We start from the raw sequence: 13,224 nt of genomic DNA, 5'->3' as shown, positions 1-13,224 counted from the left end.
GTTTTATTATATCATATATGTTGTAAAAAAATATAAACTTTTATTAAGGAGAACATATGAAACACTATATCAATAGATTTATTATTTATAAAAAAATGCAAAATCTTTCGACTAAAACAATTCACGCTTATACAACTGATTTACAGCAACTTGGAAAATACTACGATCCTACTTATGAAACTATTGATGATTGTTTTGCTAATTACACTATCTTTTTACTTCAAACATGTGACTACAAATCTAGCACAAAAAAAAGAAAATTGATTTCAATCAAAATGTTTTGGCGTTTTCTAAACGAAAAAGAAAATTTGTTACTTAAAAATTTGCCTATTGTAGCTATACGTAAAGAAAAAAAATTACCAAAAACTCTAAGCGTGCTAGAACTTCGTCAATTAACAGCTAGCGTCAAGAACTATAATCCATTATCTGCAAAAAAAAGGCGAGACCACTTAAGAGATATGGCAATCATAGAGATTATGATTAATTTAGGTCTTCGAATTAGTGAAATAAGTAATATCAACATGCGTGACTATAATAACGGTGATCTGATTATTCATGGAAAAAATAACAAAGAACGAATTCTTTTTTTACCTACTGATATATCAAAACAAATAATCAATGATTATTTGGCTTTTCGTAAAGAATATAGCCCTCTATCTAATGAGGATGCTTTCTTCTTGAATAAATATGGGACTCGTCTATCGATCTTTGGAATATCAAATATTTACAAAAAATATAGGCATTTATCTCAAATCAATTCTTTGTCTACTCCCCATTATTTAAGGCATAGTTTTGCAACACAATTGTTAAATAATGGTGCAAATTTAAGAGATATTCAAGAACTTTTGGGACATTCAAATATCTCTACAACTGAAATTTATACGAATGTTTCTTCTACCCGTAAGCATAAGGTCCTTACTCTCTACGGTTTTAGAAATAATTCATAAAAAAAAATTAGGGTAATTACGACAATCAATTACCCTAATTTATATTCAGATATTTATTTCTACACATTTTTTCCAAATACGTATATTACAGAATAAAATTTTTTCATCTCCTACATAATGATATTATTTTTCTAGGAGTCATTTTTGTGATCCCACCAGCAATTGCCTTTCCAGAGATCATAGCCGTATAAACACCTAACATTCCCGCAAGCGCCGTTTCAATTTTTTGCTTATCAATATCGATACCATAAGTTGCTGTTATTTTCGTGATCATCATTGACTGAGAGGCCATCATACTAGGGGCATCTGCTCCTGGTATTGGTGTGAATCCTGTTCCAAAGTTTGCTGCCATTGCCCCGGCCACTACTTTCAATGCTTCGTTATGTTTAATATTAATTGACGCTTCTTGCGAATGAATAAAAGAAACCTGTAATCCTTCTGGCAAACAATCGACAGTTGTCTGAATCAAGTCTTCAATCCCAAAAACTAATTAGTTATCTGATTCTTTTGCGAGAACTAAAACGACAGCTTTCGCATCTAAAACAAGCTGTTCAATTTGTTTTTTTAGTAGAATAGCTTTAGTCAAATCATAACACTTAGTTAATACTAGAATTACAGGTATTTTTTGTTCTACTATCCATTTTATAAATGAAATTTCTGCTTCTTCAATTTTTAAGTCCTTATTCTCTTTTTTGGCTCCATTACATTTTCCTCCTATTTTACGTATCTCAACAATTCTATTCGAAGACAACTTCTACTTTATTCTCAGTATCTACAGCCTTGAATAAGGTCTCATAGTATTCTTTTGCCGATTCATCCATTTGCGTTTTATATTCTTTCAAATACTTATTCTGCATCTCATCAGATAACTCATCAGTTACTAGTTCCCCTGTATCAATATCTTTGGTTGAATAGCTTAGAATATCCCCAGAATTGTCATAGACCTTATAAGGATTATCTTTGTCCAAACTAATACCGATTACTTCGTATTTAGGAACAATTATCTTGTATTCCTGCTCTTTCTTCATTTCAATTTTTACAGATTTTTTTATGCCTAATTTCGCTTTGTAATTTACAACAATCAATGCTTTTTTTTCAGTCAAAGGAATTTTTATTTTCGTCAACGGAAATTCAGTATGTTCTGAACTTGAAATAACTGTTGCGATACCAACGTTTAAAAATACTTGCTCATTTACTTTTTCAATTGATTGAACCATAGAATAGGAACTCTTAGTGCCCGAAGAAATTGCATTTATATTTCCATAGATATAAAAACCTATCGAAATAACAACTAATAATATAAGAATCCATAAAGATACTTTAAAACTTAAAAATTTTGTTATCTTTTTCATTTTTTAACCACCAACCTTATTGTCCCAGCTATTACTAGTAACAGACTAATCAATGGATTTAAAAATACCATTAAAACAATTAACATAACATATAGTAACCAAAATACTTTTTTTACCATTTTTCTCCTCCAATATGTTCTTTATGATGTAGAATTCCAATAAAATCTATATAAAAAAATACAGACAATTTTTCAATCGGTTACCTCAATTCATCCTCTAACGGAATTATCGCTTCATTCAATAGTTCTCTCCACGCTCGTTTCATCGCTTGTGGATACTTAAATAGTTTCATTTCTGGATGAATCGCTTTATATCCTTCATAATTTTTGCTCTCTATAATGGCTCCTATATTAGGGATGGGATCCATCCCAATCATATATTGCATTGCTGAGGATTGAAGCTCTTCTTCTGATACAAACCATTCTTTGGAAAATACATGAATGAGTTGATTACGCTCTTGAGTGAAATAGTGACGCTTCAGACTGAAAATATCTTCATGTTCTGCTACTTGTTGTTGATCAATAGCTGCTAAGATCGAACGGTACACTTCTTTGACTTGCTCTGTCTTATTTAGTTTTTGTAACGCTTTTTCAAGTTCTTCCCGTACATCTGAACTATTCGCGGCATAGGTGCCTAATAATTGGTCAATGTAAGCAGAATCAATGTCATATAACTTCACTGAGGCGTCACTATAAAAGGTAATTCCCGAAAAATCTTCCTCGATAACTTCCGAATCCTCTTCGCCCTTCATCAAGGAGCCTTTGACTGTTTCATAGGTTCCTACCTGTTCCTCTAGAATCGATACTTGTTCTTTCAATGCAGGTGATTGTTCCATATCGTTATTATAATCGTCATAAGTCACCAATGCTTCATAGGCATGACTAAACTCTTGAAAAGCTTTAACATAATCCACACGCGTTTCAATCGGTGTATGTTCATCAATCGTTTCTGTTGTTTCCGTGATTTCTTTTAGCATACGAAACGCCTTCTTGAATCGTTTCTTCGATTCTTCATATGTTGGATAAATCAGCCCAGATTCTTCTTGTGCTTCTGAATAAAGCTTCGTCGCCTTACTAACATTTTCTTCCATCGTTGCTGGTTTTCTAAAGGTCACAATTAATCCTTTGGTTTTCTCTGGATAGGTTCGATTGGTTCGTGAAAAAGCTTGAATCAATCCTGCATATTCTAAATTACGGTCCACAAATAACGTTTGAATCGTTGGTGCATCAAATCCCGTCAATAAACGATCCACAACAATGACTACATCCACTTGACGACCAAATTCTTTGAACTCCGCTTTCTTTCGTGCTAAACGATTGTTGATATCACCGTTATAACGCTCAATATCTTGTAGGGACCAAGCCGTACGATAATACGTATTATAGTCCTGAATAATCGCCGTCATTTCTTCTTGCTCTTGTTGTGACGTATCACTGTTTTCTTCTAAGGAGTAGGTGATCGCAATCCGTGGAAAATCAGGATCATCCATCGTTCTTCCTTCGCGAATAGGATGATTCGAAAAGGTTTCTTGCATCCATTCACTATTTTTTGTCATAGCCTTAATTGCATGATAATATCGTTTTGCCATGGCGATTGAGCTAGTGGTTAAAATCGCGGCTTTCGTGGGACGACCATTGCGGAAATCAAACTTCGTATAGGCGTTATCTGGACGAAATATCTTATGAATGACTTTTTGAATATGTTCCTCTTGCACATAGATTTCTTTTGATAAACTAGCTTCCTTTTGAACGTCAGTCATCGCATCGACTTCTTCGTTCAACTGCTCTGGTGTATATGAAGCATAGCTTGGGTCATTCATTAACTGACGATACAATTGGTTATCTATTGAGGTTGGTTCAATTGTTGTTTCATGTTCTACTTGAAAACCTAAAACCGCACCATCTTCTAGCGCATTTTTAATCGTATAAGTATGTAGGCAATCACCATATTGGTCATAGGTTGTTCGTGCCAGTTTCCCTTTGGCTTGTTTTTTATTTTCTTCAAAAATAGGCGTTCCTGTAAAACCAAACCAAGTAGTATTTTGAAAGAATTTCTTGGTTTCTTCCATATTTTCTGCACTTAACGCACGATGGCATTCATCGACGATAAACACAATGTGTTGCCCCATTAATTTTTCAAAGCGGTTCGTTCCTTTTTGCGCTTCTTGTTTTCGCGCATACTTCAAGGCTGCATCTAATTTTTGACGTGTAGTAACGATAATCACGTTGGAGTTGGCATCTGACAACAGCGTATCACTTAATTCTTTGGCACTTCCTGTACCAACAATCAAGCTATTGGCTTTTCCGTCTCCTGATGAAATTCCTGTGTTAAATTCAGAAGCAAACTTGGTAAACTCACTCGTTGTTTGGTTGTCTAAGTCTTTTCGATCGACCAGCATAATCGTGCGATCAATCCCTGACTTTCGTGCTAAGAGTTTGGTTGCGACAAAGCTCGTCAACGTTTTACCTGAACCCGTCGCATGCCAAACGTAACCTGATTGATGTTTATTGGCTGCTGTAAATAGTGCTTCAATCGCATGGACTTGGTAAGGATGTAATACCATTAAGGCTTTATTGTCTTGATCTTCACTAACAATCGTATAACTTGCAATCAAACGATGGGCATCCGGAATATTCAAGACTTGCTTACAAAATTCGTACAATTGATCGACTTTCTTATTGTCTTTGGTTCGCCAGCTAAATAAGAACTTTTTATGCATATCTTTTGGTAAGGCATTGGCAAAATAACGCGTGGTTTGTTCATTGGACACCACAAATAATTGGAGTGTCGAAAAGATATTATTCCGAAACAGTCCCTCTTCCGCATACTTTTTAATTTGATTGAAGGCTTGATAAACACCATCCTTAGCGGTTACTTGTTTCAATTCAATTTGGACAATCGGTAAGCCATTGATCAATAAGGTCACATCAAAGCGACGATCTCGACGGTCAATGCTTTCTCGTTGCTTGGCTACTTGATGAACGACTTCATAGGTGGAAATTCCTCCACCGATATCTTGATTTGAATAAAGAATCAATGACAATCTACCTAATGAAGCATCTTCCCGCTCGATTGATAAGCGCGCAATGCCATTCTCCCCTTTTAACCACTTAGCGGCATAAAATGGGGTTTGTGTTTTCAATAAAAGTTCAGTTTTGATTGACTCAAATTCTTTTTCTGTTAGTGGGACATCGCCTAATTCAAACAAGTTATTTTGCGTGATTTTTTCCTTTAAATTTTGCCAAAGTGCGGCTTCTGACTTGATGTCTGGCCGGTACGTCCATTGATTGTGTCCTTCCCCTAGAACATCAATCAATCGTTGTTCAATTTCTGCTTCATCCCGATGTATGGTGTTCATTCAACCCGTTCCTCCTACACAAACATTTTTTGTAAAAATCCTTTTTTGGTTTCTTTTAGTAGATCTAGTTCCTTTTGATTTAGAGCGATCGTATCGTCTAGTTGTTTGAAGAATGAGCTAATTTTTTGTTGTTCTTCTTTATTTGGAAAATATAAAATTAAATTTTTTAGCTCACTGGCTTTAACTAATGGTTGACCTGTTCCAAAAGAGAGTCTTTTTACATCAAATTTAGTTAGTAAATAATAAATAAAATTCAAATTACTAGCTTGAATATATACAGTGTTGTCACTTATTTTTACATTTCCAGAGAATGTATATAAATTCCCAGCATTAGCTCCTACTCTAGCTGTCAAAACAAACTCCCCTGAATGATCGAAGTCACTAGCATAAGATATAACTGAAGTTGATCCTAAAACTTCATAAGGAGTTAACTCCGATTTCTTTACTCCTGAAGAAAAAACACTCCTACCAGTTCCTATATTTACTACTTCATCAATTAACTTGCGCTCTTTCCAATCATCAGTAAATCCCGCAAATCTTATCTCTGGGGTGTTTGCCCCTGCTTTTGGAAACATCTTTTGTAAGAAACCTTTTTTCTGTTCTTTCAACAAATCTAACTTACGCTGATGAAGAGTGATAGTGTTGTCGAGTTGTTTGAAGAAGGAACCGATTTTTCGTTGTTCTTCAACATGTGGAAGTTTAAATTCAATATTTTTAACTACTTTACTATTCAATTTTGGTTGTGCTGTTCCTGTGTTGTATTTCATATAATCTATTTTTTCTAATATTTGAACTAAAAAATAGTTACTTCCATCTATCATCCTCATAATGTGAGCATGATTATTTAACCAGAACTTTCCTTGGGTTAAATAAGCTACTGGATAATTCCTCATAGTGATATTTGCTCCATCTTCAGCAAGTAGAACATATTCACCATCAAATATATAATCATCAACATAATCGATAATTCCCGTAGCACCATAATAGGGGTATTCACCTGAAACACGAAGACCTGAATCAATGGGAACTCGCTTTCCATCGAATGATTCGGTCACTTCCCCTAACTTACGCTGTTCCCAATCGTCAGAAAATCCACTAAATCTAATTTCTGGTTGTTTTCTATTCCCCATAATCAAACACCTCTAAAGCCCCTTTAAGCCATGCTTCATTCTCTGAACTAGTTTGTAAAGATGCAATAGTCTCATACAGTTCTTTTTCTAATGCTCGTTTTTCCGCTTGGATGGTTTTCATTTCTTTACCAACGGCTGCCATATCAATCGGTGCTTCCTCTTCAAACGTATCTACATAGCGCGGGATATTCAAGTTATAGTCATTTTCTTTGATTTGTTCAAAACTAGCCAAATGAGCGTATTTTTCCACATTTTTTCGTTCTTTATAAGTAGCTACGATTTGATCAATGTTTTCTTTGGATAACTTATTTTGATTCTTGCCTTTAATAAAGTCTTTACTGGCATTAATAAATAAGACATCACGATTCGTTCGATTCTTTTTCAAGATAATCACCGTAGTTGGAATGGATGTCCCGAAAAATAAGTTCGCTGGCATCCCAATCACTGCGTAAATACTGCCATCTTCTAATAATTTCTGACGAATAACACCTTCACCTGCTCCTCTAAAGAGGACACCATGAGGTAAGACAATCGCCATCGTTCCTGTTTCTTTTAAATGATAATAGCCATGCAAAAGAAAGGCAAAATCTGCTTTTGATTTCGGTGCTAGTTTTCCATAGCGATTAAAACGAGAATCATCTAGGAATGTGGTATCTGCTGACCATTTGGCTGAATAGGGTGGATTCATCACGACAGAATCAAAGGTATAGGGTTCATTCGTTGGCCAATCCTTATTCAACGTATCGCCATTTCGTAAGTTCATATCTTCCGCTTCTACCCCATGTAAGATCAAATTCATTTTGGCTAAATTATATGTCGTCGTATTCAATTCTTGTCCATGGTATTTCACTGAATCAGGATAATTTAGATAATTCCGCACATTTAACATCAATGATCCTGAACCCATCGTTGGATCGAATACACTAAAAAGCTTCTTATCTTCTTGGTTGATTGCGACAATTTGAGCCATCATATCAGAGACCATATGTGGCGTATAAAACTCTCCTGCCTTTTTTCCCGCTTCAGAGGCAAACTCACTGATTAGATACTCATACGCATCACCAATGACATCTCCTTCATGCCCTAAAACATCGATCGCATCTAATTTTTTCAAGACTTCGGTGATCGTCACATTGCGTTGTTGATCATCTGATCCTAGTTTTTTAGACTGTAAATCCACATCATCGAATAAACCATTAAACTGTTCATAGTTCGTGGATAAGTGAATAAAAGCGGTATTCAGTTCGTTTAATTGGAAGATATTTTGTTTTGCTCGTGTCGCTAATACATGGAAAAGATATTTCGGTTCAATTTCATAACCTAACGTATCAACTATAGTTGCTAGTAGGTCACCTTTAACGTCTGGGTCAGATACTAATTCTTCATACAGTTTCGTTTGTTTTTCTTGGGTGTCATATTCTTCTAGCGATTCATCGGCTAATTCCACCACTTGAACCAGTAGTTTGTCAGATAAGTATTTATAGAAAATCAATCCTAATAAATAATTTTTATATTCAGACGCATCCATTTTACTGCGTAGGTTATCTGCGGCACTAAATAATTGATGATTTAATTCTGCTCCCATTTTTACACTCTCCTACTACTTGTCATGTCTCTATTTTATCATCAAACTGAAAAAAAGGGGAAAAGAATCAAAGAGTGTGTTACGCACTTCCAGAACAGTTCCCCTAGTGATTATGAACCGCTAGGGAATTGATACGAGACCGATCACAGTCGATCCGATTAATCATTGGTACTATACAGTAAAGAGAAACGGTGTTGTTAAGACAAAAAGAACCGTATTCTCTGAAGGGGATACGGTTTCTCTATAGTGCTTGTTCAGCTGATCAATGATTGATTGGTCAAAATATATCCTCAATTGTAAGTGCTCTTTATTATCTGGCGTAAAGGTAATCTTTTGAATAAAGATTCGGTATAGCTGCTTGATCTGCTCGGATCGAGTTCGCATGACAGATGAACTAGTTCTAATTTCCCGTCAGCAATCAGACCATATTTAATAAATGTTCCTCCAATATCCAATACAAGAATTTTCTTCATGGGTAGACCACCTAAAATTTGTAACTAATGGCAATAAACACTACTTTACTTATATAAGCGTGTCCACTATAATTTACATATAAATTTAAAAAGTAAGTAGGCTAAATAAAATGCTGGAAAAAATATCAGATATCAAACATCTGTCTGATGCTGATGAAATTATTCAAAATTATATTTTTAGAAATTTAGAAACTATTGTTACTTATTCGGCTCGCAAACTTGCGTTACAAATTCCTTGTTCTCCTTCAACGATTACAAGATTTATAAAAAAATGTGGGTTTTCTTCATATTATGATTTTCAAAACTATATGAAAAATGAAATAAATCAACTTGCTGGAAAGGGTATCTCAGATACGATATCACTTGAACAAATTTTTGTTAATCAAGTGTTTGCTGATGACATAGACGAGCAGATTGAGATAGCAAGTAATTTATTAAATCAAGCAAACTTTATTTACTGTGTCGGAATGGGCTCATCTGGAATCATGGCAAGTTATGCAGCGCGAAAATTGAATACTATTGGTCTTAAATCCATGCATTCAAATGAACCTTATGCACCCTTTTTTTCTGATTCTAAACGACAAAATGATAGCATATGCCTCATTTTTTCTAGTTCAGGCGAGACCGCTGAAATAATTAAAACAGTTCAGCTATTAACATCAAATAATCAAAAAATAATTAGTGTTACTAATACACATAATAATACTTTGGCTAAGCTTTCGACTCTAAACATTCCTTATTATATAGAAAATCGACGTTTACCATACAATTTTGATTTATCATCTCAATTACCGACTGTTGCCTTAATTGAATATTTAGTTGCTTTTTTGCTAAAAAAACAGGAACGTATTTAATGCCGGTCAGCTTATTTTAGTTTTAATTATTGATCTCTATCATTTCATCAATTACTTCGTAAGTTCTTGAGCTATTTCTTGCTCCAATTCATATTCTTTTCTATCAGCCATTTTGAAGAAAGGATACCAAATTAAAATGTTGATACACAATACGATAAAAAAGATAATCAGATAGTTAAAACCACCTTTAAGTGCCATTACAATTGGTGCTGGTGTCGTCCAAGGTAACGCAATCAAAGGGTTATACTTAGAGAAATCCAATATTGACAGTAGTCCCCAGGCAACACTACCCATTAATAGCGGAGAAGCGATCATCGGGATAAAAAAGAATGGATTTAGCATTAAGGGCATTCCAAAAATCAAAGGTTCATTGACATTGAATATAACGGGAGGACCTGCTAGCTTAAATAATTGTTTATAGCGTTCAGATTTTGCAGTGAACATTGATATTACCAAGCCATACGTACTTCCTTGACCACCAAATGCATTGCCGCAAACAAAAGCAACTATTGCCATAGTAAGATAGGGCAATTCACGGTGTTGCTGATATGCGGTCATATTTGCTAATAAATTTGCTGTCATTACAGGCATTACAACTCCATAAACCATATTTGGATGGATACCAAAAAACCATAGCGTATTTGCTAGAGTGTAAATTAAGATAATCGCAATGGGCGAACCAGTCAATGCTTGCAATGGTGTTTGAATCAATGTTGTGATAAATTCAAATATGTTTCCGAATGGTGTAAACGAGAATAAAACTCTTACAATAAAGAAAAGTGCCAATATAATACCAGATAGAATAGCTGGACTTAATGATTCTGAAACGTTTGATGGAACAGTATCAGGCATTTTAATTATTAAGTTTTTTCTGATAAAAAAACTATACAAAATAGCCGTAAAATACCCTACCATGATTGCAACAAATAAACCACTACCACCAGTGTAATTGCTAGCAAATGCTTCTACATTATTACTTGCTGAGACAACAACTTGCGCTGGAAATTCGGTTACTGTTTTTTCTAATGTATAGGTTTGAATGGTTTGGGGCATTAATAAGAAAAACGAGCCTATTGCTAAAAGACCTGCTGGTAATGGATCATGTCCTTCTTTTTTAGAATAGATATATGCAAAATTGAACGTAACATATACTGAAAGTAGGTTGATAGTTGCCCCTAATGCTGCATTAAAATGAACATTCATACCAGTTTTTGCTAAAAAATCGATCCATGCACTAATGGGGAAATTACCAATGATCATTAATAAGGCAATACCTAATGTAATTGGCGTTGTTCTCATAAACGCTTCAGCCAAAGCGCTAAAAAACTTACTATTGTTCATTTTTTGAGCAATAGGACCAATAAATTTGTTCAAAAATCTTTCTAAAGCTTCCATTTATTTTTCCTCCTGTTCGTTTAAAAAACCACCATTTGTTTCGATTACTTTTTTATACCAATAAAAACTATCTTTTTTGTAACGCTTTAAAGTCCTTTCTGAGGCTTCATCTCGATCAACATAAACAAAACCATAGCGTTTTTGATAACCGTTTAACCAACTAAGCAAATCTGTATAACTCCAAGTACAGTAGCCTAAAACGTTCACTCCATCAGAAATTGCTTCTTGAATTTCTTGTAAATGCCTTTTTAAATATTCGATACGATAAGGATCATGAATCTTCTTGTTTTCAAGCTTATCATACTCACCCAAACCATTTTCCGTAATTAATACAGGTAGTTGATAACGACTTTCAATTGTTCGCAGAGCGATACGAATGCCAACCGGGTCAATAGTCCAGTCCCAATTCGTTTGCTCAAGATAGGGATTTTTAACAAATTTACTAATTCTTGGAATTTCTAGCTCCTTGCTAGTTCCTTTCTTCCCAGAGTTATTCATCTTTAGTTCTTTTGAAAATGAATCGTTCGTGCTCTTCTCAACAGTGGCCGTTTGATAGTAATTTAACCCGATAAAATCGGGCGTGCCTTCTAGTAACAATTTCTGATCATCTTCGGTAATAGCAGGAGCTAAGTCTAACTTTTCCAATTGTTTTAATACGGTTCGTGGATATTTTCCAGTTGCATAAACATCTAACCAAAAATAAGACATTAGTTCTTCTGTATCAATTTTAGCCAAAACATTTAAAGGATTACTATCGAAAGCATATGCAGGCCCATAATTAAAACTCGGACCAATTTTTCCAGAGTAACCACCTTTTTTGAAAGCTTTAATGACAGAAGCGTTGGCAAGATTGGCTATATGATTGGCAGCAAACATTCGCTTGCTATCGCGAACTGCCGGTGGATGAGTTCCAAGTAGATAGCCATGAGTGATAAAAACGTTTTGTTCATTCAAACTTACCCAATATCTCACTCTACCTGAGAAAGCATCAAATAAAACTTTTGCGTAATGTGTAAAGTCTTCAATTATGTTGCGCGATTCCCAACCACTGTACTCATCTTGTAGTGCTTGAGGAAGATCCCAATGATAAATAGTAACAATCGGCTCTATATTATATTTTAATAATTCATCAATTAATTGACTGTAAAAATCTAGCCTCGCTTGATTAAGTTTTCCTTTACCATTAGGGAAAATACGAGACCATGCTATGGAAAAACGATAAGCTTTTAGTCCCTGTTCCGCCATTAATTTCACATCTTCTTTAAATAGATGATAATGATCTACTGCAACATCACCATTTGTATCTTTAAATGTCGTTCCAGGTTTTCTAGCAAATGTATCCCAAACAGATAGTCCTTTTCCATCTTCTTTGTAGGCTCCTTCAACTTGATAGGCAGCAGAAGCACTTCCCCATAAAAAATTAACGGGAAATGGATCTAATTTTATGTGACGCATATACATTCCTCATTTCAATAATATTTGTACAACTTGATCATAATTGAAATAATATTTTTTTGTAACCGTTTTCTTAAAATGTGAAACGCGTTGCAAGATTATGAAACAGGGAAATGTTCTCGGTCGATTTTTTTTCATGTTTTTCTCCTTTATGATTGTTGTAGTCGGTTCTTAGAAAAATGCCAATTAATAGTCTTCTGGTATGATGACTACCATCATCTATCCCCCATATTTTTTCAATTTGGACATCTGGCATTATTCCATTTATTGTGCAGGTATGATAATCAGTGAAAAATGGTTCTTCTTGTTGATGAATCACTTCAATTGCTTGGCGTTGATTATCTGGATTGAATTCAAAGATTTGTAAGTAGTCTAATTCGGTTTCAGCTTCACTTCTTTTTGTCGATCAAGTTCCAGCAATATAATTGGATTTTTTTGATACTTGTTCGTTCACTCCATTCGTAACATAGCGTTTCTCTTTGTTATTAAACATTTTATTTCCCTCCTTAAAACACAAAAATAGACCAATCACTATTTAAGATGATTGATCTTCATAGATATACTATATAATTATTTTTGAGCTAGATACATCAGTTTACTCAAGATACAAAACAGAGCCAGCTTTTTTCATTAGTTGTTATACTTTTCATAAATAACGTATATAATTGCCATGAC

The 13,224-nt window shown here is 34.5% G+C and carries 10 protein-coding genes; 2 read left to right on the top strand and 8 right to left on the bottom strand.

The annotated features are described in order from the left end of the window. The first annotated feature begins 56 nt into the window (after nt 1-56). On the top strand, nt 57-947 hold the full coding sequence (locus IGI43_RS12585; protein ID WP_438758135.1) for a tyrosine-type recombinase/integrase: 891 nt from the start codon (nt 57-59) through the stop codon (nt 945-947). Between the two features lie 103 nt (nt 948-1,050). Here IGI43_RS12585 and IGI43_RS12580 read toward each other — a convergent pair whose 3' ends face one another. The 6 genes from IGI43_RS12580 to IGI43_RS12555 form a co-directional block, all read right to left on the bottom strand. After that, nucleotides 1,051-1,416: a hypothetical protein gene (locus tag IGI43_RS12580; protein WP_438758134.1), complete on the bottom strand. Its 366-nt coding sequence runs from the start codon at nt 1,414-1,416 to the stop codon at nt 1,051-1,053. Nucleotides 1,417-1,437: 21 nt separating this feature from the next. Continuing rightward, nucleotides 1,438-1,698 carry a hypothetical protein gene (locus IGI43_RS12575; protein ID WP_438758133.1) on the bottom strand — a complete coding sequence of 87 codons (261 nt, stop codon included), beginning with the start codon at nt 1,696-1,698 and terminating at the stop codon, nt 1,438-1,440. Continuing rightward, on the bottom strand, nt 1,685-2,299 hold the full coding sequence (locus tag IGI43_RS12570; RefSeq protein ID WP_438758132.1) for a DUF4230 domain-containing protein: 615 nt from the start codon (nt 2,297-2,299) through the stop codon (nt 1,685-1,687). Before IGI43_RS12570 ends, IGI43_RS12575 begins: the two co-directional genes overlap by 14 nt. A 199-nt stretch (nt 2,300-2,498) precedes the next feature. Further along, nucleotides 2,499-5,657: a type I restriction endonuclease subunit R gene (locus IGI43_RS12565; RefSeq protein WP_438758131.1), complete on the bottom strand. Its 3,159-nt coding sequence runs from the start codon at nt 5,655-5,657 to the stop codon at nt 2,499-2,501. A gap of 14 nt (nt 5,658-5,671) precedes the next feature. Beyond that, nucleotides 5,672-6,787, bottom strand: coding sequence for a restriction endonuclease subunit S (locus tag IGI43_RS12560; RefSeq protein ID WP_438758129.1), 1,116 nt, complete (start codon nt 6,785-6,787; stop codon nt 5,672-5,674). Then, nucleotides 6,777-8,372 carry a type I restriction-modification system subunit M gene (locus IGI43_RS12555; protein WP_438758127.1) on the bottom strand — a complete coding sequence of 532 codons (1,596 nt, stop codon included), beginning with the start codon at nt 8,370-8,372 and terminating at the stop codon, nt 6,777-6,779. The genes IGI43_RS12560 and IGI43_RS12555 overlap by 11 nt, the downstream gene beginning before the upstream one ends. A 583-nt stretch (nt 8,373-8,955) precedes the next feature. Between IGI43_RS12555 and IGI43_RS12550 the strand changes: the two genes are divergently transcribed. Continuing rightward, the gene (locus tag IGI43_RS12550) at nt 8,956-9,699 is read left to right on the top strand and encodes a MurR/RpiR family transcriptional regulator (protein WP_438758126.1); all 744 of its coding nucleotides are present in this window, start codon (nt 8,956-8,958) and stop codon (nt 9,697-9,699) included. A gap of 51 nt (nt 9,700-9,750) precedes the next feature. Here the strand turns inward: IGI43_RS12550 and IGI43_RS12545 are convergent, their stop codons facing one another. Beyond that, entirely contained in the window at nt 9,751-11,094 is a 1,344-nt protein-coding gene (locus tag IGI43_RS12545) for a PTS sugar transporter subunit IIC (protein ID WP_438758125.1), read from the bottom strand. Beyond that, the gene (locus IGI43_RS12540; protein WP_438758124.1) at nt 11,095-12,549 is read right to left on the bottom strand and encodes a glycoside hydrolase family 1 protein; all 1,455 of its coding nucleotides are present in this window, start codon (nt 12,547-12,549) and stop codon (nt 11,095-11,097) included. It abuts the gene before it with no gap. Nucleotides 12,550-13,224: the final 675 nt, after the last annotated feature.

Origin of the sequence: Enterococcus sp. AZ126, from assembly GCF_051714545.1 — a bacterium.
GTDB lineage: Bacteria > Bacillota > Bacilli > Lactobacillales > Enterococcaceae > Enterococcus_L.
This window is presented reverse-complemented; position numbering and strand designations above follow the sequence as displayed.

Excerpts from the sequence above, each read along its gene's own strand:
- IGI43_RS12570 (WP_438758132.1), bottom strand. The coding sequence starts at position 2,299 with ATGAAAAAGATAACAAAATTTTTAAGTTTTAAAGTATCTTTATGGATT.
- IGI43_RS12550 (WP_438758126.1), top strand. The coding sequence starts at position 8,956 with ATGCTGGAAAAAATATCAGATATCAAACATCTGTCTGATGCTGATGAA.
- IGI43_RS12560 (WP_438758129.1), bottom strand. The coding sequence starts at position 6,787 with ATGGGGAATAGAAAACAACCAGAAATTAGATTTAGTGGATTTTCTGAC.
- IGI43_RS12545 (WP_438758125.1), bottom strand. The coding sequence starts at position 11,094 with ATGGAAGCTTTAGAAAGATTTTTGAACAAATTTATTGGTCCTATTGCT.
- IGI43_RS12585 (WP_438758135.1), top strand. The coding sequence starts at position 57 with ATGAAACACTATATCAATAGATTTATTATTTATAAAAAAATGCAAAAT.
- IGI43_RS12565 (WP_438758131.1), bottom strand. The coding sequence starts at position 5,657 with ATGAACACCATACATCGGGATGAAGCAGAAATTGAACAACGATTGATT.
- IGI43_RS12540 (WP_438758124.1), bottom strand. The coding sequence starts at position 12,549 with ATGCGTCACATAAAATTAGATCCATTTCCCGTTAATTTTTTATGGGGA.
- IGI43_RS12555 (WP_438758127.1), bottom strand. The coding sequence starts at position 8,372 with ATGGGAGCAGAATTAAATCATCAATTATTTAGTGCCGCAGATAACCTA.